The organism is Marinovum algicola, assembly GCF_900109145.1.
In the GTDB taxonomy this organism is placed as follows: domain Bacteria; phylum Pseudomonadota; class Alphaproteobacteria; order Rhodobacterales; family Rhodobacteraceae; genus Marinovum; species Marinovum algicola.
In genome coordinates this window covers 77,551-100,876 of the sequence record NZ_FNYY01000010.1, presented here as the reverse complement: position 1 = coordinate 100,876, position 23,326 = coordinate 77,551, and the positions used below count along the sequence as shown (strand labels likewise).

The window sequence follows — 23,326 nt, the reverse complement described above, 5'->3', positions numbered from 1 at the left end:
CGGACTTGATCCGGGGCGCGCGCCGCTTACTTGCGCAGCGCTTCGATCAATTCATCCTTGGTCATGTCGCTGCGACCGTCGATCTCGAGCTCCTGCGCGCGGTCATAGAGCTCTGCCTTGGTCCAGTCCTCGTAGGGCGGCTGCTGGCCGCCTTTCTTCGATGGGTCCTGCTTGTCATTGGCCTGGGCATTGGCGATCCGCGCTGCCTTTTCCTTGGAATGGCCGTCGTCGCGCAGACTTTGATAGGTCTCTTCATCCTTGATGCTCGGGTTGGGCATGATCACGCTCCTTTCACTGGTACAAGTTGACGCGAGGCCAGGGGCCGGGCCGGTTGCGCCATATTGCGCCGGAACCGGCCAGGCTCTATACGCGCGCCATGCTTGACGTGACGCCAAACCGCCCTGACCTGCCCCCGGAAATAGCCCGGCGGCGCACCTTTGCCATCATTTCGCACCCCGATGCCGGCAAGACCACGCTGACGGAAAAATTCCTGCTCTACGGCGGTGCGATCCAGATGGCCGGACAGGTGCGCGCCAAGGGCGAGGCGCGGCGCACGCGCTCGGACTTCATGCAGATGGAAAAGGACCGGGGCATCTCCGTCTCGGCCTCGGCAATGTCGTTCGATTACAAGGACTTCCGCTTCAATCTCGTCGACACCCCCGGGCACTCGGATTTCTCCGAGGACACCTATCGCACGCTCACGGCGGTGGATGCGGCGGTGATGGTGATCGATGGCGCCAAAGGGGTCGAGAGCCAGACCCAGAAGCTATTCGAGGTCTGCCGGCTGCGCGACCTGCCGATCCTGACCTTCTGCAACAAGATGGACCGCGAGAGCCGCGAGACCTTCGAGATCATCGACGAGATCCAGGAAAACCTGGCGATCGACGTGACACCGGCCTCCTGGCCGATCGGCGTTGGCCGCGATTTCATCGGCTGCTACGACCTGATCAACGACCGGCTGGAACTGATGGACCGCGCCGACCGCAACAAGGTGGCGGAATCGATCGAGATCAAGGGCCTGGACGATCCGCTGCTGGCCAAACACGTGCCGGCGGAGCTGCTCGAGCCGTTTCTCGAAGAGGTCGAGATGGCGCGCGAACTGCTGCCCAAACTCGACCCGCAGGCGGTGCTCGAAGGCCATATGACACCGATCTGGTTCGGCTCTGCCATCAACTCCTTTGGCGTCAAGGAGCTGATGGAAGGCATTGGCCACTACGGGCCGGAACCGCAGCCGCAACGCGCCCAGCCGAGAGAAATTTCGCCCGAGGAAACAAAGGTTTCCGGCTTCGTCTTCAAGGTTCAGGCGAACATGGACCCCAAGCACCGCGACCGGGTGGCCTTTCTGCGCATGGCCAGCGGCCATTTCAAGCGCGGCATGAAGCTGACCCATGTGCGCACCAAGAAACCGATGGCGGTGTCGAACCCGGTGCTGTTTCTCGCCTCGGACCGCGAACTGGCCGAAGAGGCCTGGGCCGGCGACATCATCGGCATCCCCAACCACGGCCAGCTGCGCATCGGCGACACGCTGACCGAGGGCGAGGCCTTGCGCGTCTCGGGCATTCCCTCCTTCGCGCCGGAACTGTTGCAGACCTGCCGCGCCGGCGATCCGATGAAGGCCAAACACCTGGAAAAGGCGCTGATGCAGTTTGCCGAGGAAGGCGCGGCCAAGGTGTTCAAACCCTCCTTCGGCTCAGGCTTCATCGTCGGCGTCGTGGGCGCGCTGCAATTCGAGGTTCTGGCCAGCCGGATCGAGCTGGAATACGGGTTGCCGGTGCGCTTTGAGCCGTCGCAATTCACCTCGGCCCGCTGGGTCCAGGGCGACAAGGTGGCGGTGGACAAGTTCATCAATGCCAACAAGCAGCACATCGCCCATGACAACGACGGCGACATTGTCTATCTGACCCGGCTGCAATGGGATATCGACCGGATCGAGCGCGACTATCCCGACGTCAAGCTCACGTCGACCAAGGAAATGATGGTCTGAGCCCGGGCCCGGGTGTCGGCCAGGAGGCCCCGGGTCGCGCCCGGGGCGCGGATCACTTCGGGGTGCCGCGCGGGCGTCGCTTCAAGGGCGTCCGCGCGCGCAGCCGGCAATTGCATTGCCAGCGGGAACGCGGCAAAGTCGCGGCATGACCGATACGCCCAGCCGCCCCGACCGCACATCCACCTATGACAATGGAATCACGGGCGTTCTGTCCCAGATGGAGGCGCGGCGCGAGCCCTTGAGCTTTGCCGCCAATGAGGCGCTGCCGCCGCCGGATGTGGATTTCGGCCCGCTCAAGGCGCATATCGTGCCGCCGCAGGACGACGACCCCCTGCGCCATGCGCCGGTGCGCTCGTCCAATCGCCGCAAGCTGCTGGAAATTCGCGAGGAAATGGCCGGCCGGAGCGAGTTCTGCGCCTTGCACGGGCTGCTTATCGCGCATCTGCGCAAATCGGCGCAACCGGCCCATACCGCCGCGCTGTTTCATCGGATGTGGGCCGAGGAAAGCGACCACCTGCTGGCGCGGCTCGATCCGCGCTGGCTGGTATCGGCGCTCACGACCTTCGGCGATCACGGCCAGACCGAGGTGCAACGCCGGGTCGGTCAGGCGATGACGGTGCTGTTCGGCACGATGAAACTCTACGAGAGCGAACGGCGCTATTCCGGTTTCGCGGCCGACCGGCCGTTTGCCCTGAAAGGCAAGGATCGCGGGCCGCTGCCGCTGGAAATGGATGCCTTTCACCTGCCCGCCGGCGGGCTCGACGTTAATATGCTCGGCCGGCTCTGGGTCGATGCCGAAGAGGACGTGGTGCTGCGCCCCCTGGCGCATCACCTGCTCGACCTGCTGATCCACGATCCGCGCACCGTCTTTCGCCGGCTGCGCATCATGCGCCAGCGCAAGGCCCGCCGCGACGCGGCACAGGCGGCCGAAACCGACACCCCTGAGGAGCCGAAGGTCACCGCCCCCGTCCGCCACGTGCCGCCCCGGCGCGGGCCGCTGCCAAGGTGGGGCGTGGTCTGCACCACCCATGCGCCGCTGGCCGACATCCAGCGCTTTGCCGCGCATTACCTGACCCTCGGCGCCAGCCGCATCACACTCTACCTCGACAATCCCGCGCCCGAGGTCAGCGCCTTTTTCGCCGGGCATGCCGCAGTCGAGGTCATCGCCTGCGACGCGGCCTACTGGCAGGACGCCGGCAAGCCGCGCCCCGCCGCGCATCAATTGCGCCAGGCGCATAATGCGACCCGCGCCTACCGCGCCAGCGATCTCGATTTCCTCGGACATTTTGACACCGACGAATTCCTTCTGCCACAGGTCGAGGTGGCGCGTGGCCTGCGCTTTGTCTCGGAGGACTGCGCCCAGGCCCGCGTGCGCCCGGTCGAGCTTCTGGCGCCGCAGGACGGTCTGCCCCGCCATTTCAAGCGCACCCACCGCCAGGTCGGCGCGAAACGCGGCGTGCTCTCCGAGATCTACCCGCATTACGGCAGCTATCTCACCGGCGGCTTCATCAGCCACACCAGCGGCAAGGTCTTTGCCCGCACCCGGCTCTCGGATGTGCGTTTCGGCATTCACGGGCTGCGGCTGGTTGGCAAGGCGGTGGGCAACGAGGGCGCGCTGCCGCGCATGATGTTGGCGCATTGCCACGCCGCCAGTTTCGAACATTTCCGCGACCGGGTGACATTTCGCCTGACCCGCGGCTCTTATCGCAAGCCCGAGGATGACGATGCCATGCGCCTGGGCGATGTGCTGGATTTCGTGCTGGACACCGAGGGCGAGGCCGGTCTGCGGCATTTCTTCGACGAGGTCTGCACCGACAGCGCCCCGCTGCGCGACAGGCTGGCGCGCCACGACATGCTGGTGACGCAAGAGCTCGATCTCGATGCCCAGGTCCGGACCGTCTTTGGCCCGCGCGCGGCGGATGCGGGCGCCGCATGACCCGCTGGGGCATCGTCTCGACTGTCAAGGCAGACGCGCGCGACATCCTGAACTTTGCCGCCTATCACCTCGAGCGCGGCGCGCATCGGCTTTATCTCTATCTCGACGCGCCCGACCCCGCGGTGTTCGACCGGCTTGCGGCGCATCCCAAGATCAAGGTGGTGGCCTGCGACGACAACTGGTGGGCCAAACGCCGGGGCCGACCCGAGAAACACCAGTCGCGACAGTTCCTCAACGCCCGCCACGCCTATAACCGCAGGGTCGAGGTCGACTGGCTGGCGCATATCGACGTCGACGAATTCCTCTGGCCCGCCCGCCCCCTGGCCGCGCAGCTGGCCGACCTGCCCCAGGACTGCCTCTGCGCCCGCGTCCGCCCGATCGAGGCACTGGCCCCCGCCCCGGGCAGCAGCGGCCCCGAAACCACCTTCAAGGCCTTTCACCTGGCCCCGGCAGAGCGCCAGCGCGCCGCCGAGCGGGTGTTTCCCACCTATGGCCGGCATCTCAGCGGCGGCTTTCTCAGCCATGTGGCGGGCAAGCTTGTCTACCGCACTGGCATCGACGGGCTGCGGGCAAAAATCCACAATATCGAGGTCGACGGCCGCCAGAACCCCGGCGAACAGCCCCTGCCCGAGACCGAGCTTTGCCACATGCATGCGCAAAGCTGGGAAGACTGGCAAAGCAGCTATCGCTATCGCATGGCCAGAGGCTCCTACCGCCCGGACCTCAAGCCGCAGGTCAACCGGCACTCCGGCGGGCTGAGCCTGCACGAGCTGTTTTCGCGACTCGAATCCGAGGCGGGCGTCGCCGGCCTGCGCCGGTTTTACGACGAGATCTGCCTCGCCACCCCGGCGCTTTGCGACCGTCTCGCCGCCGAGGGCCTGCTGCGCCGGCACGACCTGAACCTCGACGCAGCCCGCGTCAGGCAGTTTCCCGGCACTTGAAACGCCGGAAATGCTTCCCATTTGTCACAATACAGCGACAAACGGTCAGATTCAGGCCGTTTGTTTACGCTGCAATGCAGCATGATTGACCGCGCGCGCTTGGCAGGTTAGAAGCCCGCGCGGGGATCATGCTGCGAAAACGCAGGGCCATACGGGCCTCCCCCAAAATACGTACGGGCCAGAGGTGTCCGTAAACATCGGACACACATGACGAAATTTTCTGATCTCGACCTGAACCCCAAAGTCCTGAAAGCCGTCGAAGAAGCCGGTTACGAGACGCCGACGCCGATTCAGGCCGGCGCCATTCCGGCCGCGCTTCAGGGCCGCGATGTGTTGGGCATTGCCCAGACCGGCACCGGCAAGACCGCCAGCTTCACCCTGCCGATGATCCACATGCTGGCGCGCGGCCGCGCCCGCGCCAGGATGCCGCGCAGCCTGGTGCTCTGCCCGACCCGCGAACTGGCCGCGCAGGTGGCCGAGAACTTCGACACCTATGCCAAGCACGTCAAGCTGACCAAGGCGCTGCTGATCGGCGGCGTCTCGTTCAAGGAGCAGGACCTCCTGATCGACAAGGGCGTCGACGTGCTGATCGCCACCCCCGGCCGGCTGCTCGACCATTTCGAGCGCGGCAAGCTGCTGCTGACCGGCGTGCAGGTCATGGTGGTGGACGAGGCCGACCGGATGCTCGACATGGGGTTCATTCCCGACATCGAGCGCATCTTCTCGCTCACCCCCTTCACCCGCCAGACGCTGTTCTTCTCGGCCACCATGGCGCCCGAGATCGAGCGGATCACCAACACCTTCCTGTCGGCGCCCGAGCGCATCGAAGTGGCCCGCCAGGCCACCGCCTCGGAAACCATCGAACAGGGTGTGGTGATGTTCAAGGCCTCGCGCCGCGATCGCGAAGGCAGCGAGAAACGCAAGGTGCTGCGCGCGCTGATCGAGGGTGAGGGCGAGAAATGCACCAACGCCATCGTCTTCTGCAACCGCAAGACCGATGTGGACATCACCGCGAAATCGCTGAAGAAATACGGCATGGACGCGGCGCCGATCCACGGTGACCTCGACCAGTCGCAGCGCACCCGCACGCTCGAGGCCTTCCGCAATGGCGAGCTCAAGGTGTTGGTGGCCTCCGATGTCGCCGCCCGCGGCCTCGATGTGCCCTCGGTGAGCCATGTGTTCAACTTCGACGTACCCAGCCATGCCGAGGATTACGTCCACCGCATCGGCCGCACCGGCCGCGCCGGGCGCGATGGCAAGGCGCTGATGATCTGCGTGCCGAAGGACGAAAAGAACTTCGACGCCATCGAAAAGCTGATCCAGAAAGAGATCCCCCGCGTCGAAAACCCGGTCAAGACCGAGGACAAGCCGCGCCGCGGCAAATCCGAAAAAGCCGAAGAGACCCCCGAGGCCGAAACCGCCGCCAAGCCCGACCGCCGCAGCCGGGGCGAACGCCCCGAGCGCAAGGAGGCCGCACCCGAGCGCCAGGAGCGCAACGACCGCACCGACACCAAGCCGCAGGACAAGCCGTCCCGCGGCCGGGGCGGCCGCCGCACCGGCGGGGGCGACAACAAGGTGGTCGGCATGGGCGATCACATGCCCCAGTTCATCGCGCTGAGCTTCGACGAACGCCGCGCCGGCTGACAAAAAAGGCGGGGCCGCAACCGACCCCGCCGCATCTGTTCGCCCTGATGTGCCGCCTCAGGCCAGCTTGGCGTCCAGGGTGATCTCGGCATTCAGAAGCTTCGAGATCGGGCAGCCTTCCTTGGCGGCATTGGCGGCCTTCATGAAATCCTCTTCGCTTGCGCCGGGCACCTTGGCCTCGAGCACCAGATGCGATTTGGTCACCGCGAAGCCGCCGTCCTTCTGCTCCAGCGAGACCGTGGCCGAGGTGGCGATGTCATCGGCGGTTAACCCGGCCTCGCCGAGAATCATCGACAGCGCCATCGAAAAACAGCTCGCATGCGCCGCGGCGATCAGTTCTTCCGGGTTGCTGCCCGCCTCGCCTTCGAACCGCTTGTTGAAACCGTAGTTGACCTTGTCCAGCACGCCCGACTCGGTCGAAACCGTGCCGCTGCCGTCCTTCAGGCCACCCTTCCAATTGGCGGAACCGGATTTCTTGATCATGGGTACACTCCGTTGTCTGATTGCACGGCCCTGCGGCCGCTCCCTCCAGACAATAGGGCGTTGCGCCGCGCTTGCACCCTGGAACCGCGATTAATTTCCCTCCGGCGCAAGTCCTGCGCCGCTCCGCCGCTTCTTCTGGCCGGAAATATCCCGGGGGTCCGGGGGCAGAGCCCCCGGCGCTCTCGGCACGCGCAAGCGTGGCGACCTCAACTCAGCCGGCTGACAATCACCGTGACTTCCGGTTTCTTGCCGATCTCGTTCATCGTCGAATTGCGCGCGATCCGCCGCATGTCCTCGTCAAGCTTGTCGTCGTCGGTCAAGGTCCGGTCGCCGGCGCGTCCGAGGTATTGCGCCAGATCCTCTTCCAGCACATCGACCAGCGGCGCCTGGCTGCGGCCGATCTCCGGCAGCCCCATGACCTCGCACCAGGGGTTGCCCAGGGGCTCGTCGTCCTCGTCGAGGATCACCGTCACGATCACATGGCCGTTCAGCGCCATGCGAATCCGGTCGCGGATGATGCCGTCCAGCGCGCCGATCTGGATCGCACCGTCCAGATAGACCCGGCCGGTCTCGACAAAACCCGCCACCTCGGGGCGGTCGCCCGTGAGGTCGAGCATGGTGCCATTGATTGCCAGCGCCGCCGCCCGGCCCTTGCGCTGGGTCAGCTTCACATGCTCGCGCAGGTGCCGATGCTCGCCATGCATCGGGATCACCATCTGCGGCTGCACGATGTCCTGCATCCGCTCCAGATCGGGCCGGTTGGCGTGGCCCGACACGTGGTAGAGCCCGGAGGAATCGTCCACCACATCCACCCCCTTTTCCGAGAGCTGGTTCATGATGCGGATCACGCCCTTCTCGTTGCCCGGAATGGTCTTGGAGGAAAACAGAAAGAGATCGCCCTCCTTCAGCTCCAGCCCGTTGTACTTGCCCCGCGCCAGCTGCGCCGAGGCCGCGCGGCGTTCGCCCTGCGAGCCGGTCACCAGCAGCATCAGGTTCTCGCGCGGAATGCTGCCCGCATCCTCGGGCGAGACCACCTTGGGGAAATCCGTGAGCACCCCAGTCTCGATCGCCGCCTCGATCATCCGCCGCATCGCCCGGCCCAGCAGCACGATCGACCGCCCGGCCCGCTGCCCGGCCTCCGCCAGAGTCTTCACCCGCGCCACGTTCGAGGCGAAGGTCGTGGCACAGACCAGCCCGGAAGCACCGGCCACCAGGGTTTCGATCTCCGGGCCCACGGTCACCTCGGACCGGCCGGCATGCTGCGAAAAGACATTGGTCGAATCGCAGACCAGCGCCTTGATGCCCGGGGTCGCCACCTCCGCCCAGAGCGCCGGGTCGAAGGCCTCGCCCACCACCGGCGTCTCGTCGAGCTTGAAGTCACCGGTGTGCACCAGCCGGCCCGCCGGCGTGTCGATCACCAGCGCCGAACTTTCCGGGATCGAATGCGAGATCGGCAGGAACCCCACGGAAAAGGGCCCGGCCTCGACCGTCTCGGGCCAGGCCGAGACGGTCTTGACCGTGGTCTCGGGCAGGCCCTTCTCGTCCATCTTGCGCCGGGCGATATTGGCGGTGAAGGCCCGGGCATAAACCGGCGCGCCGAGCCGCTCCCAGAACTGGTGCACCGCGCCCACATGGTCTTCATGCGCATGGGTGATGAAGATCGCATCGAGCCGGTCGCGCCGCTCGATCAGCCAGGTCATGTCGGGAAAGATCAGGTCGACCCCCGGTGTGCCGTCCATGTCAGGGAAGGTCACCCCCAGATCGACCAGGATCAGGCGTTCGTTGTCCTCCGGCCCGTAACCGTAGACATAGGCATTCATGCCGATTTCGCCTGCCCCGCCAAGCGGCAGGTAGATGATGCGTTCACTGCTCATGGGCAATCCCGTTTTCCTTGTTGTAGGCATGGATCACCGTCAGCCCATGCATCGTCAGATCGTCTTCGATGGTGTCAAATAACATGTCACCCTGTGCGAACAAGGGCGCAAGCCCGCCTGTGCCGATGATCCGCATCGGACGGGCATATTCCTTGCGGATCCGCTCGGTAATGCCGGTGACAAGGCCGACATATCCCCAGAACACGCCGGACTGGATACATTGCACCGTATTGGTGCCGATCACCTTGTCCGGGCGCGAGATGTCCACATGCGGCAGCGCGGCGGCGCCCATGTGCAGCGCCTCGAGGCTGAGGTTGACGCCGGGGGCGATCACCCCGCCGACATAGGCCCCGTCTTCGGCCACCACGTCAAAGGTGGTGGCGGTGCCGAAATCCACCACGATCAGATCTCCGCCATGGCGGTCGAAGGCGCCGGCGGAATTGACCAGCCGGTCCGGCCCCACCGCGGTGCCGGCATCGACCCGCGCCTGGATCGGCAACAGGCACTCGGGCCGCCCCACCACCATCGGTCGGCACCCGAAGAACCGGTCGGAAAAGACCCGCAGATTGAACACCACCCGCGGCACGGTCGACGAGATGATCACATCGGTGATGTCGGTGTCGATGCCGTAATGTTTGATCAGCGTCGAATACCAGGTGAAATAGGCATCCGCCGTGCGCGCGTGATGGGTCGAGGTGCGCAGGGTGCAGAGGAATTCGCGGCCATCCCAGATCGAAAACACGGTATTGGTATTGCCGCAGTCAATGCAGAGCAGCATTGCGCGCCTCCCTTTCAGAAAAACACATCCGCCGCCGGAATGGCGACGCGGGATTTCGCGGTCTGCAACACCAGGTTGCCGGTCGCATCCACATCCACGAAGGTGCCGGTGGTCTCGGTCTTGCCGGTGCGCGCGGTGATCACCTCGCCCAGCCGCGCCGCCCGCGCCAGCCAGGCCTCGCGGACCGGGGCAAAGCCGTAGGTGGCGAAACCGGCGTCGTGGCGGGCAAAGGCCACGGCCAGCGGCGTCAGGAATTCCTCCGCCGTCACCGCCACCCCGGTTTCCGACAGCAGCGACACCGGCCGCAGCGCCCGCGCCTCCACCGCCGCCACCGGCGGCGCCTGGGTCAGGTTGACGCCGATGCCGATGGCCAGCAGGCCCGGCCGCGGGCTCTCCAGCAGAATGCCGGCCACCTTGCCACCGTTCAGCAGCACGTCATTGGGCCATTTCAGCGCAAAGCTCCCGGCCCGCCCGGTGACCGCGACAAAGGCGTCGTAAAGCGCCAGAGAGGCCACGAAAGAGCGCAGCGCCGCCGTCTGCGGCGCGCCCTGCGGCCGCATCACCAGGGTGGCCGAGAAATTGCCGTCGGGATCGGCCCAGGGCCGGCCGCGCCGGCCACGCCCGGCGGTTTGCCGCAGGCCGAGGATCCACTCGGGGCCGCTCAGCCCCTCGGCGACCCGCGCGGCTTCGGCATTGGTGCTGTCGACCTCGGGCAGAACCCGGCGCCCATACCCCTCAGGCCAGTGCATCACGTGGTCCTTCTTCTCTTGTCAAATACGCCCGTGCCGGAACGGCACCGGGCCGCGCGGGGCTCGATGCCCTGCGCGGCCCGGCCGGTCCGGTCAGTTGACAAGCGTTGCCGCCGCAGCCTCTGCCACGGTCTCGATGCCGAAGAAATTGACCACGCCGATCAGCATCACCGCCGCCGAGGCCATCAGGAACCCGTAGAGGATCGGTGATCCGCCCCTGTCGAGCGCCTCGTCGGTCTCCTGGCCGAAATACATGTAGAAAACGATCCGCAGGTAATAGAATGCGCCGATCACCGAGGCGATGACACCGGCCACCGCCAGCCAGACCAGATCGCCCTCGACCGCCGCGCGCAGCACATAGAGCTTGCCGAAGAACCCCAGGAACGGCGGCACACCGGCCAACGAGAACAGCAGGAAGAGCATCGCCAGCGCCTTGCCCGGTTCGCGGCGGGAATAGAGATGCAGGCTGTCGATCGACACCACCGGCGCGCCGTCCTTCGACATCGACATGATAAAGGCGAAGGTGCCGACGTTCATCGTCACGTAGATCGCCATATAGAGCAGCATCGCCTGCACGCCGAACACCGTGCCCGAGGCCAGCCCCATCAGCGCATACCCCATATGGGCAATCGAGGAATAGGCCATCAGGCGCTTGATGTTGGTCTGGCCGATCGCCGCAACCGCGCCGAGAAACATCGACAGCACCGACAGGAGCGCGATGATCTGTTGCCAGTCACCAGTGACCCCGCCGAAGGCATCGTGCAGCACCCGGGCAAAGAGCGCCATGGCCGCCACCTTGGGCGCGGTGGCAAAGAAGGCGGTGACCGGCGTCGGCGAGCCCTCGTAGACATCCGGCGTCCACATGTGGAACGGCACCGCCGAGACCTTAAACGCCAGCCCCGAGATCAGGAAGACGAGACCGAAGAGCAGACCGAGCGAGGTCTCGCCCGAGGCCGCTAGGATCACGCCGGCGAACTGCGTGGTGCCGGCAAAGCCGTAAACCAGCGAGGCGCCATAGAGCAGCAGGCCCGAGGAGAGCGCGCCGAGAACGAAGTACTTGAGGCCCGCCTCGGTGGATTTCACGCTGTCGCGACGCAGGGCCGCCACCACGTAAAGCGCCAGCGATTGCAGCTCGAGCCCCATGTAGAGCGCCATCAGGTCGCCGGCCGAGACCATCATCATCATGCCGACGGTGGCCAGGGCGATCAGCAGCGGATATTCGAATTTCAGAAGGCCCCGCGCCGCGAGATAGCCCTGGCTCATCGCCAGTACCGCCGCCGCCGAAAGCAGGATCATCACCTTGGCAAACCGGGCAAAGCCGTCGTCGATGAACATGCCGCCAAAGGCCGTCACCGTGGTGCCGCCGCTGGTGGCGATATAGAAGGCCAGCGCCGCGAACACCCCGGCGGTGATCCATGTCAGCAGCCCGGCCAGCTCGTCCTTGGCGGTATAGACGGCCGCCAGAAGCGCCAGCATGGCATAGACCGACAGCACGATCTCGGGAAGGATGACGTTCAGATCAGCCTGAATCATGTTCCGGCTCCTTAATGCCCGGCAACCTGGACCGCATCACCCGATGCGGCCAGCGCCGTCTGATAGTTGGATACAAGCGCCTCGACCGAGGGCCCGATGATATCGGTGACCAGCGCCGGATAGACGCCCAGCAGGATCGTCATCACGACAAGCGGCGCAAAGATCGCGCGTTCGCGGCGGGTCATGTCGGTGATCGTGCGCAGGCTCTCCTTGATCAGATCGCCGAACACCACCCGGCGATACAGCCAGAGCGCATAGCCCGCCGAGAGGATCACCCCCGAGGTGGCCACCGCCGCGACCCAGGTGTTGGCCTGGAAAATGCCCACCAGCGTCAGGAATTCACCGACAAACCCGCTGGTGCCCGGCAGGCCGACATTGGCCATGGTGAAGAGCATGAAGATCAGCGCATAGGCCGGCATCCGGTTCACCAGCCCGCCATAGGCGTCGATCTCGCGGGTGTGCATCCGGTCATAGATCACCCCCACGCAAAGGAAGAGCGCGCCGGAGATGAAACCGTGCGAGATCATCTGGAAGATCGCGCCGTCGATGCCCTGCTGGTTGGCGGCAAAGATACCCGCCGTGACATAGCCCATGTGCGCCACCGAGGAATAGGCGATGAGCTTCTTCATGTCCTCCTGCACCAGCGCCACCAGCGAGGTGTAGACAATGGCGATGGCCGAGAGCCAGAGCACCAGCGGCGCCATCACCTCCGAGCCGACCGGGAACATCGGCAGCGAGAAGCGCAGGAAGCCGTAGCCCCCCATCTTCAGCAGGATCGCCGCCAGCACGACAGAGCCCGCGGTCGGCGCTTGCACGTGGGCGTCGGGCAGCCAGGTGTGCACCGGCCACATCGGCATCTTGACCGCGAAACTGGCAAAGAAGGCCAGGAACATCAGCGTCTGCGCCCCGCCGACGATCTGGACGCCCAGAAGCGAGAAGCTCTCGGAGCCGAACTCGTGGTTCATCAGCGTCGGGATGTCGGTGGTGCCGGCCTGGGTATACATCACCACCAGCGCCACCAGCATCAGCACCGAGCCGATGAAGGTGTAGAGGAAGAACTTGAAGCTGGCATAGATCCGGTTCTTGCCGCCCCAGATGCCGATGATCAGGAACATCGGGATCAGACCGGCCTCGAAGAACAGGTAGAACAGCACGATGTCGAGCGCCATGAAGACGCCGAGCATCAGCGTTTCGAGCACCAGGAAGGCGATCATGTATTCCTTGACCCGCACCTTGATGTCCCAGCTCGCGGCGATGCAGAGCGGCATGATGAAGGTGGTCAGCAGGACAAAGAGTACCGAGATGCCATCAACGCCCATCTTGTACTTGAGCCCGAGCAGCCAGTCGGCCTCTTCGACAAACTGGAAGCCGGTGTCATTGGGATCGAACTGCGCCAGGATGAACAGAGAGATCAGAAAGGTCGCCCCGGTGGCGATCAGCGCCAGCCATTTGGCGTTGCGGTTCGCCGCCTCGTCCTCGCCGCGCAGGAAGACGCCGAGGATCAGCGCCCCGAGGGCGGGAATGAAGGTGACAATGGAAAGCAGGTTGTCCATCAGTGCGCTCCTCCGCCGATGGTCATCCAGGTGATCAGAAGCGCGAGGCCGATCACCATGGCAAAGGCATAGCTGAAGATGTAGCCGGACTGGAAGCGCCCGGCGAGACGGGTGAAGAACGGGATCACGCCCATCGAGACGCCGTTGATCGTGCCGTCGATCGTGCCTTCGTCGCCGCGCTTCCACAGGAAGCGGCCGATCGCCTTGGCCGGTTGCACGAAGAGGAAGTCATAAGCCTCGTCAAAGTACCACTTGTTGAGCAGGAAGAGGTAGAGCGGGCGCTGCTGCTCGGCCAGCCGCTTCGGCAGGCCCGGGTTGACGATGTAGAACCAGAAGGCGGTGCCGAAACCGATCAGCATGGCAATGAACGGCGACAGCTTGACCCAGGTGGGCACATAATGCGCCTCGTGCAGCACGGTGTTCTCGGGCGCCATGTAGATCGCCGCCTCGCCCGGCGCGCTTTCCATCACGTAGTGCAGTTCCGATGCCTTGGGGCTGCGCTCCTTGACCGCTTCGACCAGTTCGGCCGAGGGTTCGCCATAGGTGCCGCCAAAGTATTTCACCACCTCGTTGGGCTTGCCGAAGAACGAGCTGTACCAGATCATCCCGGCAAATACCGAGCCGACCGCCAGAACGCCCAGCGGCACCAGCATGGTCATGGGGCTTTCATGCGCGTGCTCATGCGTGTGCTTGTCGCCGCGCTGCTTGCCGTAGAAGGTCATGAACATCAGCCGCCAGGAATAGAAGCTGGTGAACAGCGCCGCCACCACCAGCGCCCAAAAAGCAAAGCCGCCGGCGGTCCCGACATAGGCGCTTTCGATGACCGCATCCTTCGACGCGAAACCGGCAAAGCCGATCCAGCCGGTCAGCGGGATGCCGACGCCGGTGATTGCCAGCGTACCGATCATCATCGCCCAGAAGGTATAGGGGATCTTCTTGCGCAGGTTGCCATAGTTCCGCATGTCCTGCTCGTGGTGCATCGCGTGGATCACCGAGCCGGCGCCGAGGAACAACATCGCCTTGAAGAATGCATGGGTCAGCAGGTGGAACATCGCCACCGAGTAGACGCCGACGCCCGCCGCCACGAACATGTAGCCCAGCTGCGACATGGTCGAATAGGCGATCACCCGTTTGATGTCGTTCTGAACTAGGCCGATGGTCGCCGCGACAAAGGCGGTGGCCGCGCCGAGGAAGGTGATGAAGGCGGTGGCTTCGGGCGCAAATTCCATCAGCGGTGACATGCGGCTGACAAGGAAGACACCCGCCGTCACCATCGTCGCGGCGTGGATCAGCGCCGAGACCGGCGTCGGGCCTTCCATCGCATCGGGCAGCCAGGTGTGCAGGAAGAGCTGGGCCGATTTGCCCATCGCGCCGATGAACAGCAGGATGGCGATCAGGTTGGCGGCATTCCACTCTGTCCAGAGGAAGGTGAGCTGCGTCGTCGCCAGCTCGGGCGCGGCGGCAAAGATATCGTCGAAGCGGATCGAGTCGGTCAGGAAGAATAGACCGAAGATGCCGAGCGCAAAGCCGAAGTCGCCGACCCGGTTGACCACGAAGGCCTTGATCGCGGCGGCATTGGCCGAGGGCTTGCGATAGTAGAAGCCGATCAGCAGGTAAGAGGCGACGCCGACGCCTTCCCAGCCAAAGAACATCTGCACCAGGTTGTCGGCGGTCACCAGCATCAGCATCGCGAAGGTGAAGAACGACAGATAGGCAAAAAAGCGCGGCTTATAGGTCTCGCCCTTTTTCCACTGCGGGTCGTGGGCCATGTAGCCGAAGCTGTAGAGATGCACGAGCGCCGAGACCGTCGTCACCACGACCAGCATGACCGAAGTCAGCCGGTCGAGCCGGATCGACCAGTCGGTCGAGAGCGAGCCGCTCTCGATCCAGCGCATGATCTGGATGTGCTGGGTTTCCGGCCCGTGGGTCAGGAAAACGATCCAGGAAAAGGCGCAGGCGACAAACAGCAGCCCGGTGGTGATCCACATGGCGCCGCGTTCGCCGATCAGCTTCCAGCCGAAGCCGCCGATGATCGCGCCGACGAGCGGGGCAAAGAGGATGATGCTTTCCATGGGCCTACCCCTTCATCACGTTGATGTCTTCCACGGCGATGGTGCCGCGGTTGCGGAAGAAGCAGACGAGGATGGCAAGCCCGATGGCCGCCTCCGCCGCCGCCACGGTCAGGACAAAGAGGGTGAAGACCTGCCCCACCAGATCGCCGAGATGGGCGGAAAAGGCGACGAGGTTGATATTGACCGCGAGAAGCATCAGCTCGATCGACATCAGCAGGATGATCACGTTCTTGCGGTTCAGGAAAAGGCCGAAGATGCCGATGACAAACAGCACCGCGGCCACCGTCAGATAATGTTCAAGTCCGATCATGTCGTCCCTCTGGGCCTCTGGCCCGTTTCGTCTTGTCCGTCCCGGGGCGCGCCCGGGTTTGTCTTGTCGCGTCCCGGGCTGTCGCCGGTCCCCGTCCCGGACCTGCTCCGGGACCTCATCGTCTGCCCTGGCCCGGAGGCCCCGGATCGCGTCCGGGGCCGGGTCAGGGTCTCACAGCCCCTGCCCCGGCTTCACGTCTTTCAGTTCCATCGCCTTGGCCGGATCGCGGTACATCTGCGCCAGCACGTTCTGACGCTTGACGTCCTGGCGATGCCGCAGGGTCAGAACGATGGCGCCGATCATCGCTACCAGCAGGATCAGGCCGGCCAGCTGGAACAGCAGGAAGTAATCGTCATAGAGGATCACCCCCAGCGCATGGGTATTGTGCACATCGACCGGCGTGACCTGGGCGCGCAGCCCCTCGGCCACCTCTGCGGTCTGCCAGGCGCCGACCGCCATGCCGAACTGCATCACCAGGATCACCCCGATCAAGAGCGCCAGCGGCATGTATTGCGCCATCTCGGCCTTGAGCTCGGCGAAATCCACGTCGAGCATCATCACCACGAAGAGGAACAGCACCGCCACCGCGCCGACGTAGACGATGATCAGCAGCATTGCCACGAACTCCGCCCCCAGGAGCACAAACAGCCCGGCGGAGGACAGGAAGGCGAGGATCAGCCAGAGCACCGAATGCACCGGGTTGCGGGCGATCACGGTGAACAGCCCCCCGGCCAGGGTGCTGAGGGCAAAGAGGTAAAAGGCGAAGACGGTCATTGTTCGTCATCCTCTTGGTCGTCCATGACGTCGCGGGCCAGCTCCATGGCCCGGTTCATCGCGGGAAGGCCGGCGAACATCGACATCTGGGCGATGGTCTCGGCGATTTCATCCTTGGTGGCGCCGGCCTCCATGGCATGGCGCACGGTCATGCGAAACGGCGTTTCCGCCTGCGCGCCCTGCATGGTCAGCCCGGCAATGGTCAGCAGCAGCCGCGTCTTGGCGTCCAGCCCCTCTTTCGAGATGCCGCGGCCGAAGGCCATCTCCATCATCTCCTTGGGCATGGTCGGCCAGAGCGCCTCGTACCCCTTGGGCGAGAACGTCTCGAGCGCCGGGTTGAAGGCCTTGGCCATCTCCTGCGCCTGCTCCATCATCAGCTCGAACGGGGTTTTTCCAGCACTCATCTGTAGGGCGCGTCCACGGCGAGATTGGCGGCGATCTCGGCTTCCCAGCGGTCGCCGTTTTCCAGCAGCTTGGCCTTGTCGTAGAACAGCTCTTCGCGGGTTTCGGTGGCAAACTCGAAGTTCGGTCCCTCGACGATGGCATCGACCGGGCAGGCCTCCTGGCAGAAGCCGCAATAGATGCATTTGGTCATGTCAATGTCATAGCGCGTGGTGCGGCGGCTGCCGTCCTCGCGCGGCTCGGCGTCGATGGTGATCGCCTGCGCCGGGCAGATCGCCTCGCAAAGCTTGCAGGCGATGCAACGTTCCTCACCATTGGGATAGCGCCGCAACACGTGCTCGCCGCGAAAGCGCGGCGACAGCGGGCCCTTCTCGTGCGGATAGTTCAGCGTCGCCTTGGGGGCAAAGAAGTACTTCAGCCCGAGCTTGAAACCCTGGATGAAATCGGTGAGCAGGAAGTACTTGGCCGCCCGGCCATAGTCGATATCAGCCATCAGTCGTCCCCTTCGCCGGCATCTTTTTCCGGCAGTTTGCCGATGTTGGGCCAGTTGCGCCTGGTGTCGCCCGCCGGCGCCTCGGAGGCGGCCTCGGCTGCCGACCCCTGCTTGGCCGCCCAGCGAAAGATCGCGGCGGCGATCTCGTTCTGCTGCGGCAGCGGGTTGCCGTCGTCGTCGTAGTCGGGCAGCCCGCAGTCCTGCACCACGAAATCCGCCAGCGACACCATGTCGATGTATTTCGCGTCAAGAATTGCGTTTTTCAGATCGGTCATCTCAGCCTCCCACGGCCCAGCGGGCATAAGCGCCCCAGAACCAGTCGAATTTGGCGGCAAAGGCCACGAAGACCACCCAGACCAGGCTGAACGGAAGGAAGACCTTCCAGCCCAGCCGCATCAGCTGGTCGTAGCGATACCGCGGGGTGATCGCCTTCACCATCGCGAAGATGAAGAAGAAGAACGCCATCTTCAGCACCATCCAGATCACCCCGTCAGGCAGGCCCGGGATCGGCGACAGCCAGCCGCCGAAGAACAGCAGCGCGGTCAGCGCGCACATCAGGAAGATGGCGATATATTCGCCGGCCATGAACAGCAGGAAGGGCGTCGCGGAATATTCCACCTGGTAGCCCGCCACCAGTTCCGATTCCGCTTCCGGCAGGTCGAAGGGCGGGCGGTTGGTCTCGGCCAGACAGGAGATGAAGAACAGGAACACCATCGGGAAATGCGGCAGCCAGTACCACGAGAAGAACCCGAAGCGGCCGTCCTGCGATTGCACGATGTCGCCAAAGTTCATCGAGCCGGTCGAGATGATCACGCCGATGATGATCAGGCCGATCGAAACCTCGTAGGAGATCATCTGCGCCGCCGAACGCAGCGAGCCGAGGAACGGGTATTTCGAGTTCGACGCCCAGCCGCCCATGATGACGCCGTACACCTCGAGCGAGGACATGGCGAAGACATAGAGAATGGCCACGTTGATGTCTGACAGGACCCAGCCATCGGCAAAGGGGATCACCGCCCAGGCGATCACCGCCAGCACGAAACTGAGCATCGGCGCCAGGAAGAACACCGGCTTGTCGGCGCCGGCCGGCACCACCACTTCCTTGACCACGTATTTCAGCGCGTCGGCCACCGATTGCAGCAGGCCGAAGGCCCCCACCACGTTGGGGCCGCGGCGCATCTGGACGGCGGCCCAGATCTTGCGGTCGCCATAGACGAGGAACAGCAGCGAGACCATCACGAAGCCCAGCACCGCCAGGCATTGCGCAAGGATCGTGATGCCGATCCCGAGCGGGGTAGTAAAGAATTCAGCCATGGTCCCTCACACAGTCGGAATGCGTCTTTCGCGGCAGTTGGCCACCGCCACTTCGGCATCTATCGTCTTCAATCCGTCGGGCAGCGCTGGCGAGATGGTGTAAACCGCATCCCCCCGCCAAAGGCCAGCCTCAACTTCGCTTGTCGTCCGCACGTGGCGGGCAAATCCGTAGCCCCGGATCAGCGCATATTGCGCCGCGGCGCATTCGGCGTAATCGGCCAGGTCCTGCACATCACGCGCACCGGTCATCTTCACGTGAAAATTGACCAGATCGCCCTCGAGTAGGCGGGTCTCGATGCCCCGGTATTCGGGCTCGAACGGGATATCCTGCGCGGTCTCAGACACCTCGCACCCCGCAAGCGCCATCGCGGGCAGCAACGCCGCCCGGAGCCATATCGAGATATGCCGGATCATTCAGCCGCAATTCGCTTCTCCGTCCGGGCCTTCTGGGCGGCGCTGAGCTCGGCCATCAGGGCGCTGGCGCGGGCAATCGGGTTGGTCAGGTAGAAATCCGACACCGCGTTGCGGAAATCCGCCTTGCCCAGCTTGCCGGCCGCAAGCGGCTGCCAGTCGTTCTCGACCACGGTGTCGATCTTGGCCAGATGCGGCACCGCCTTGACCAGTGCCTGCCGCAGTTGCGCCAGACTGTCATAGGGCAGCTTGGCCTCCAACTCACCCGAGAGCGCCCGCAGGATCGCCCAGTTTTCCTTGGCCTCGCCCGGCGCAAAGCCGGCGCGCAGGGCCAGCTGCGGGCGGCCTTCGGTGTTGACGAAAAGCCCGTTTTCTTCCGTATAGGCCGCGCCCGGCAGGATCACGTCGGCGCGATGCGCACCCCGGTCGCCATGGCTGCCCTGATAGATCACGAAAGCGCCGTCGCCGATCTCGATCTCGTCGGCGCCGAGGTTGTAGACCACATCGGCCCCCTCCATCGCCGCCGCCAGACCGCCTTCGGTCACCGCGCCCACGTCCATCGCGCCAACCCGGGAGGCGGCCGAATGCAGCACGAGGAACTTGCTCTCGGTATGGTCGGCGAATGCCATCGCCTTGGCCAGCACCGCCGCGCCATCGGCCTCGCGGATCGCACCCTGGCCGAGGATCACCAGCGTCTCGCGGCTCAGCGCGTCGGAATTGTCGCCTGCGACCAGCTTGTCGAGTGCGGCCCGGTCGCTGCCGAGGTGGAAATACTCGTAGGTCAGATCGACCGCCTCGCCGACAACGCCGACCTTGGCGCCGCGGCTCCAGGCGCCGCGAATACGGGCGTTGAGCACCGGTGCCTCGAGCGCCGGGTTGCAGCCGATCAGCATGATCGCACCGGCGCTGTCGATATCGGCGATGCTCGCGGTGCCGACATAGCCGGACCGGTTGCCCGCCGGCAAATGCGCGCCGTCGGTGCGGCATTCGACGCTGCCGCCCTGCCCTTCGATCAGCTCTTTGAGCGCAAAGGCCGCCTCGACCGGGGCCAGATCCCCGACCAGACCGACCGGTTTCTCGGCGCCCTTGATCGCCTCTGCGGCCTTGTCCAGGGCTTCCGGCCAGCTCGCCGGGCGCAGCTTGCCATTTTCGCGCACGTATGGCCGGTCCAGCCGCTGACGGCGCAGCCCGTCCCAGACAAACCGGGTCTTGTCGGAAATCCATTCCTCGTTCACGCCGTCATTGTTGCGCGGCAGGATGCGCATCACTTCACGGCCCTTGGTATCGACCCGGATGTTCGACCCCAGCGCATCCATCACGTCGATGGTCTCGGTCTTGGTCAGCTCCCAGGGACGGGCGGTAAAGGCGTAGGGCTTCGACACCAGCGCGCCCACCGGGCAAAGATCGATGATATTGCCCTGAAGGTTCGAATCCAGCGTCTCGCCAAGATAAGCGGTGATCTCGGCATCCTCGCCACGGCCGGTCTGCCCCATCTGGGTGATGCCCGCCACTTCGGTGGTGAAACGCACGCAGCGGGTGCAGGAGATGCAGCGGGTCATGTGGGTCTCGACCAGCGGCCCGAGGTCGAGATCGTCCACCGCGCGTTTGGGTTCGCGGAAGCGCGAAAAATCGACGCCATAGGCCATCGCCTGGTCTTGCAGATCGCATTCGCCACCCTGATCGCAGATCGGGCAGTCCAGCGGGTGGTTGATGAGCAGGAACTCCATCACCCCCTCGCGCGCCTTCTTGACCATCGGAGAATTGGTCTTGACCACCGGCGGCTGGCCTTCGGGGCCGGGGCGCAGATCGCGCACCTGCATGGCGCAGGAAGCGGCGGGTTTCGGCGGGCCGCCCACCACCTCGACAAGGCACATGCGGCAGTTGCCGGCAATCGACAGGCGTTCGTGATAGCAGAAGCGCGGCACCTCGATGCCAGCGATCTCGCAGGCCTGGATCAGGGTCATCGCCCCGTCCACTTCCACTTCCTTGCCGTCGATGATGATCTTTTTCAGGTCGCTCATGGCTCTCACTTCACTCTCAGAAAGGCACCGATCTGGCTGCCCTTCTCAATCTCTTCGCGCCCCAGCGCGCAATAGGTCTCGGGCTGGCCGCCCACCACGCCGCCCGCCTTCATATAGGCCGCCGCCTCGCCCTCGAGGCGCTTGCGCTGGGCCGAGCTTTCGACAAATTCCTCGATCTGCCCGGCACTGTAGCCCATGTCGCGCGCCTGCGCCTCGAGCGAGCGGATAAAGGACCAGCCGGCAATCATCCGCGCCGCGATACTGGGGCAGGCAATGCGGATCTGATCGGCGATCATCACCGCGCGCAGCCCGTCATTGATCGGCTTGACGGTGGCCAGCGGCGGCAGCGCCAGCGCCGGTGTGGCCAGGGCCAGGGCGATCAGAAATCCAAGACGTTTCATTCCAGACACCGTCCTTTCAGCACGATCCTGTCATTCTCCATCGGCAGCTCTTCTGCCTCGGGCGAGATCTCCCATGCGATGTCCGAGACGCCGAAGTTCAGGATGCAATAGCGCGTCCCCTGATACTGCACCGCCTCGCGCGCGCCGACCATGCTGCGCGACGCCGGGCCGACGGTGGCGACGAAATCGCGCCTGTCCGCCTTGTTCGCCGCAGCGGCCTTGCCCCGGAACGACACGCCGTCGAAGGTCACGCTCTTGCTGGTGAAGGTTTCGACCACATTGCCGCAGGCGGCAAGGCCGAGGCCGGCAACAAGGGGGAGGATCAGGCGCTTCATTCCGTTCACTCCGCCGCCATCGCGCCCATGCGACCGGTTTTCTGGGCCTTGATCCTGTCTTCGATCTCTTCACGGAAGTTGCGGATCAGGCCCTGGATCGGCCAGGCCGCCGCATCGCCAAGCGCACAGATGGTATGGCCCTCGACCTGCTTGGTCACGTCGAAGAGCATGTCGATCTCCTCGACCTCGGCCTCGCCCTTCACCAGACGGTCCATCACCCGCATCATCCAGCCGGTGCCTTCGCGGCAGGGCGTGCACTGGCCGCAGCTTTCGTGCTTGTAGAACTTCGACAGCCGCCAGATCGCCTTGATGATGTCGGTCTGCTTGTCCATCACGATCACCGCCGCCGTACCCAGACCCGAGCCCAGCTCATTGCGCAGATAGTCGAAATCCATCACCGCATCGCGCATCTTCTCGCCGCGCACGCAGGGCACCGAAGAGCCACCGGGGATCACCGCCAGAAGATTGTCCCAGCCGCCCCGGATGCCGCCGCAGTGCTTGTCGATCAGCTCTTCGAAAGAGATCGACATCGCTTCTTCGACGACGCAGGGGTTTTCCACGTGGCCGGAGACGGCAAAGAGCTTGGTGCCGGCATTGTTGGCGCGGCCGAAGCCGGCAAACCAGTCCGGCCCGCGGCGCAGGATGGTCGGCACCACGGCGATCGACTCGACGTTGTTCACGGTGGTCGGGCAGCCGTAAAGCCCGGCGCCGGCCGGGAACGGCGGCTTCATCCGGGGCATGCCCTTCTTGCCTTCGAGGCTCTCGATCAGGGCGGTTTCCTCGCCGCAGATATAGGCGCCCGCGCCATGGGTCAGGTAGATGTCGAAATCCCAGCCCGAGCCGGCGGCATCGCGCCCCACCAGGCCTGCGTCATAGGCCTCGTCGATGGCGATTTGCAGCGCCTCGCGTTCGCGAATGTATTCGCCGCGGATGTAGATGTAGCAGGCATGCGCCTGCATCGCGAAACTGGCGATCAGGCAACCTTCGATCAGCGTATGCGGATCATGGCGCATGATCTCGCGGTCCTTGCAGGTGCCGGGCTCGGATTCATCGGCGTTGACCACGAGATACGCCGGCCGCCCGTCGCTTTCCTTGGGCATGAAGGACCATTTCAACCCGGTGGGAAAGCCCGCGCCGCCACGGCCGCGCAGCCCGCTGGCCTTCATCTGGTCGATGATCCAGTCGCGGCCCTTCGCGAGGATGCCGGCGGTGCCGTCCCAATGGCCGCGCTTCTTGGCGCCGTCCAGCGTCCGGTCCTGCATCCCGTAGATGTTGGTAAAGATCCGGTCCTGATCCTTGAGCATGTGCGATGCCACCT

23 protein-coding genes are annotated in these 23,326 nt (G+C 64.7%); 4 read left to right on the top strand and 19 right to left on the bottom strand.

The features are described 5' to 3' along the window. Positions 1–26: 26 nt before the first annotated feature. Entirely contained in the window at positions 27–278 is a 252-nt protein-coding gene (locus tag BMW90_RS14625; protein ID WP_074837233.1) for a Rho termination factor N-terminal domain-containing protein, read from the bottom strand. Between the two features lie 98 nt (positions 279–376). On the opposite strand from BMW90_RS14625, the gene BMW90_RS14620 reads away from it, so the two are divergent. The 4 genes from BMW90_RS14620 (at position 377) to BMW90_RS14605 (ending at position 6,505) form a co-directional block, all read left to right on the top strand. Beyond that, positions 377–1,984 carry a peptide chain release factor 3 gene (locus BMW90_RS14620; RefSeq protein ID WP_074837292.1) on the top strand — a complete coding sequence of 536 codons (1,608 nt, stop codon included), beginning with the start codon at positions 377–379 and terminating at the stop codon, positions 1,982–1,984. 145 nt (positions 1,985–2,129) lie between these two features. Then, on the top strand, positions 2,130–3,920 hold the full coding sequence (locus tag BMW90_RS14615) for a glycosyltransferase family 2 protein (RefSeq protein WP_074837232.1): 1,791 nt from the start codon (positions 2,130–2,132) through the stop codon (positions 3,918–3,920). Continuing rightward, positions 3,917–4,861, top strand: a complete 945-nt coding sequence (locus BMW90_RS14610; RefSeq protein ID WP_074837231.1) for a glycosyltransferase family 2 protein — start codon at positions 3,917–3,919, stop codon at positions 4,859–4,861. The genes BMW90_RS14615 and BMW90_RS14610 overlap by 4 nt, the downstream gene beginning before the upstream one ends. Positions 4,862–5,068: 207 nt before the next feature. Continuing rightward, a complete protein-coding gene (locus BMW90_RS14605) occupies positions 5,069–6,505 on the top strand; it encodes a DEAD/DEAH box helicase (RefSeq protein ID WP_074837230.1) in 1,437 nt (478 codons plus the stop codon). A gap of 57 nt (positions 6,506–6,562) precedes the next feature. On the opposite strand, the gene BMW90_RS14600 is transcribed toward BMW90_RS14605, so the two are convergent. The 18 genes from BMW90_RS14600 to nuoF all read right to left on the bottom strand — a co-directional run bounded on the left by BMW90_RS14600 (position 6,563) and on the right by nuoF (position 23,312). Further along, positions 6,563–6,988, bottom strand: a complete 426-nt coding sequence (locus BMW90_RS14600; RefSeq protein WP_048532283.1) for an OsmC family protein — start codon at positions 6,986–6,988, stop codon at positions 6,563–6,565. Between the two features lie 206 nt (positions 6,989–7,194). Further along, complete coding sequence (locus BMW90_RS14595; RefSeq protein WP_048532284.1) at positions 7,195–8,862, bottom strand: ribonuclease J; 1,668 nt, start codon at positions 8,860–8,862, stop codon at positions 7,195–7,197. Beyond that, positions 8,852–9,640, bottom strand: a complete 789-nt coding sequence (locus tag BMW90_RS14590; RefSeq protein ID WP_048532285.1) for a type III pantothenate kinase — start codon at positions 9,638–9,640, stop codon at positions 8,852–8,854. The genes BMW90_RS14595 and BMW90_RS14590 overlap by 11 nt, the downstream gene beginning before the upstream one ends. A 14-nt stretch (positions 9,641–9,654) precedes the next feature. Beyond that, positions 9,655–10,389: a biotin--[acetyl-CoA-carboxylase] ligase gene (locus BMW90_RS14585; RefSeq protein ID WP_074837229.1), complete on the bottom strand. Its 735-nt coding sequence runs from the start codon at positions 10,387–10,389 to the stop codon at positions 9,655–9,657. Between the two features lie 93 nt (positions 10,390–10,482). Next, positions 10,483–11,922, bottom strand: coding sequence for an NADH-quinone oxidoreductase subunit NuoN (gene nuoN, locus BMW90_RS14580; protein WP_074837228.1), 1,440 nt, complete (start codon positions 11,920–11,922; stop codon positions 10,483–10,485). An 11-nt stretch (positions 11,923–11,933) separates the two neighbouring features. Next, complete coding sequence (locus BMW90_RS14575; RefSeq protein WP_074837227.1) at positions 11,934–13,475, bottom strand: NADH-quinone oxidoreductase subunit M; 1,542 nt, start codon at positions 13,473–13,475, stop codon at positions 11,934–11,936. Next, on the bottom strand, positions 13,475–15,547 hold the full coding sequence (gene nuoL / locus BMW90_RS14570) for an NADH-quinone oxidoreductase subunit L (protein WP_074837226.1): 2,073 nt from the start codon (positions 15,545–15,547) through the stop codon (positions 13,475–13,477). Before nuoL ends, BMW90_RS14575 begins: the two co-directional genes overlap by 1 nt. Before the next feature lie 4 nt (positions 15,548–15,551). Next, positions 15,552–15,857 (bottom strand): NADH-quinone oxidoreductase subunit NuoK, encoded by a 306-nt coding sequence (gene nuoK / locus BMW90_RS14565; RefSeq protein WP_048532290.1) that lies wholly within the window; start codon positions 15,855–15,857, stop codon positions 15,552–15,554. Positions 15,858–16,028: 171 nt separating this feature from the next. Next, positions 16,029–16,631, bottom strand: a complete 603-nt coding sequence (locus tag BMW90_RS14560; protein ID WP_048532291.1) for an NADH-quinone oxidoreductase subunit J — start codon at positions 16,629–16,631, stop codon at positions 16,029–16,031. Next, a complete protein-coding gene (locus BMW90_RS14555; RefSeq protein WP_048532292.1) occupies positions 16,628–17,035 on the bottom strand; it encodes a carboxymuconolactone decarboxylase family protein in 408 nt (135 codons plus the stop codon). Before BMW90_RS14555 ends, BMW90_RS14560 begins: the two co-directional genes overlap by 4 nt. After that, positions 17,032–17,526 carry an NADH-quinone oxidoreductase subunit NuoI gene (gene nuoI / locus BMW90_RS14550; protein ID WP_048532293.1) on the bottom strand — a complete coding sequence of 165 codons (495 nt, stop codon included), beginning with the start codon at positions 17,524–17,526 and terminating at the stop codon, positions 17,032–17,034. Before nuoI ends, BMW90_RS14555 begins: the two co-directional genes overlap by 4 nt. Further along, a complete protein-coding gene (locus BMW90_RS14545) occupies positions 17,526–17,801 on the bottom strand; it encodes a hypothetical protein (protein WP_074837225.1) in 276 nt (91 codons plus the stop codon). Before BMW90_RS14545 ends, nuoI begins: the two co-directional genes overlap by 1 nt. A 1-nt stretch (position 17,802) precedes the next feature. After that, a complete protein-coding gene (nuoH, locus tag BMW90_RS14540) occupies positions 17,803–18,840 on the bottom strand; it encodes an NADH-quinone oxidoreductase subunit NuoH (protein WP_048532295.1) in 1,038 nt (345 codons plus the stop codon). Positions 18,841–18,846: 6 nt separating this feature from the next. After that, a complete protein-coding gene (locus BMW90_RS14535; RefSeq protein WP_048532296.1) occupies positions 18,847–19,254 on the bottom strand; it encodes a hypothetical protein in 408 nt (135 codons plus the stop codon). Beyond that, positions 19,251–21,272 (bottom strand): NADH-quinone oxidoreductase subunit NuoG, encoded by a 2,022-nt coding sequence (gene nuoG, locus BMW90_RS14530; RefSeq protein WP_074837224.1) that lies wholly within the window; start codon positions 21,270–21,272, stop codon positions 19,251–19,253. The genes BMW90_RS14535 and nuoG overlap by 4 nt, the downstream gene beginning before the upstream one ends. 5 nt (positions 21,273–21,277) lie before the next feature. Further along, entirely contained in the window at positions 21,278–21,673 is a 396-nt protein-coding gene (locus BMW90_RS14525; protein ID WP_048532298.1) for a DUF5333 domain-containing protein, read from the bottom strand. Continuing rightward, positions 21,670–22,008 (bottom strand): hypothetical protein, encoded by a 339-nt coding sequence (locus BMW90_RS14520; protein WP_048532299.1) that lies wholly within the window; start codon positions 22,006–22,008, stop codon positions 21,670–21,672. The genes BMW90_RS14525 and BMW90_RS14520 overlap by 4 nt, the downstream gene beginning before the upstream one ends. Before the next feature lie 5 nt (positions 22,009–22,013). Beyond that, positions 22,014–23,312: an NADH-quinone oxidoreductase subunit NuoF gene (gene nuoF / locus BMW90_RS14515; RefSeq protein WP_074837223.1), complete on the bottom strand. Its 1,299-nt coding sequence runs from the start codon at positions 23,310–23,312 to the stop codon at positions 22,014–22,016. Positions 23,313–23,326: the final 14 nt, after the last annotated feature.

What these genes read in the sequence shown, in the direction of transcription:
- BMW90_RS14605 (WP_074837230.1), top strand. Translation starts at nt 5,069, where the DNA reads ATGACGAAATTTTCTGATCTCGACCTGAACCCCAAAGTCCTGAAAGCC.
- BMW90_RS14585 (WP_074837229.1), bottom strand. Translation starts at nt 10,389, where the DNA reads ATGCACTGGCCTGAGGGGTATGGGCGCCGGGTTCTGCCCGAGGTCGAC.
- BMW90_RS14595 (WP_048532284.1), bottom strand. Translation starts at nt 8,862, where the DNA reads ATGAGCAGTGAACGCATCATCTACCTGCCGCTTGGCGGGGCAGGCGAA.
- nuoN (WP_074837228.1), bottom strand. Translation starts at nt 11,922, where the DNA reads ATGATTCAGGCTGATCTGAACGTCATCCTTCCCGAGATCGTGCTGTCG.
- BMW90_RS14525 (WP_048532298.1), bottom strand. Translation starts at nt 21,673, where the DNA reads ATGAAACGTCTTGGATTTCTGATCGCCCTGGCCCTGGCCACACCGGCG.
- BMW90_RS14545 (WP_074837225.1), bottom strand. Translation starts at nt 17,801, where the DNA reads ATGACCGATCTGAAAAACGCAATTCTTGACGCGAAATACATCGACATG.
- BMW90_RS14590 (WP_048532285.1), bottom strand. Translation starts at nt 9,640, where the DNA reads ATGCTGCTCTGCATTGACTGCGGCAATACCAATACCGTGTTTTCGATC.
- BMW90_RS14520 (WP_048532299.1), bottom strand. Translation starts at nt 22,008, where the DNA reads ATGAAGCGCCTGATCCTCCCCCTTGTTGCCGGCCTCGGCCTTGCCGCC.
- nuoK (WP_048532290.1), bottom strand. Translation starts at nt 15,857, where the DNA reads ATGATCGGACTTGAACATTATCTGACGGTGGCCGCGGTGCTGTTTGTC.
- BMW90_RS14535 (WP_048532296.1), bottom strand. Translation starts at nt 19,254, where the DNA reads ATGATCCGGCATATCTCGATATGGCTCCGGGCGGCGTTGCTGCCCGCG.
- BMW90_RS14610 (WP_074837231.1), top strand. Translation starts at nt 3,917, where the DNA reads ATGACCCGCTGGGGCATCGTCTCGACTGTCAAGGCAGACGCGCGCGAC.
- BMW90_RS14600 (WP_048532283.1), bottom strand. Translation starts at nt 6,988, where the DNA reads ATGATCAAGAAATCCGGTTCCGCCAATTGGAAGGGTGGCCTGAAGGAC.
- BMW90_RS14620 (WP_074837292.1), top strand. Translation starts at nt 377, where the DNA reads ATGCTTGACGTGACGCCAAACCGCCCTGACCTGCCCCCGGAAATAGCC.
- nuoH (WP_048532295.1), bottom strand. Translation starts at nt 18,840, where the DNA reads ATGGCTGAATTCTTTACTACCCCGCTCGGGATCGGCATCACGATCCTT.
- BMW90_RS14625 (WP_074837233.1), bottom strand. Translation starts at nt 278, where the DNA reads ATGCCCAACCCGAGCATCAAGGATGAAGAGACCTATCAAAGTCTGCGC.
- BMW90_RS14575 (WP_074837227.1), bottom strand. Translation starts at nt 13,475, where the DNA reads ATGGACAACCTGCTTTCCATTGTCACCTTCATTCCCGCCCTCGGGGCG.
- BMW90_RS14615 (WP_074837232.1), top strand. Translation starts at nt 2,130, where the DNA reads ATGACCGATACGCCCAGCCGCCCCGACCGCACATCCACCTATGACAAT.
- BMW90_RS14555 (WP_048532292.1), bottom strand. Translation starts at nt 17,035, where the DNA reads ATGAGTGCTGGAAAAACCCCGTTCGAGCTGATGATGGAGCAGGCGCAG.
- nuoG (WP_074837224.1), bottom strand. Translation starts at nt 21,272, where the DNA reads ATGAGCGACCTGAAAAAGATCATCATCGACGGCAAGGAAGTGGAAGTG.
- nuoI (WP_048532293.1), bottom strand. Translation starts at nt 17,526, where the DNA reads ATGGCTGATATCGACTATGGCCGGGCGGCCAAGTACTTCCTGCTCACC.
- nuoF (WP_074837223.1), bottom strand. Translation starts at nt 23,312, where the DNA reads ATGCTCAAGGATCAGGACCGGATCTTTACCAACATCTACGGGATGCAG.
- nuoL (WP_074837226.1), bottom strand. Translation starts at nt 15,547, where the DNA reads ATGGAAAGCATCATCCTCTTTGCCCCGCTCGTCGGCGCGATCATCGGC.
- BMW90_RS14560 (WP_048532291.1), bottom strand. Translation starts at nt 16,631, where the DNA reads ATGACCGTCTTCGCCTTTTACCTCTTTGCCCTCAGCACCCTGGCCGGG.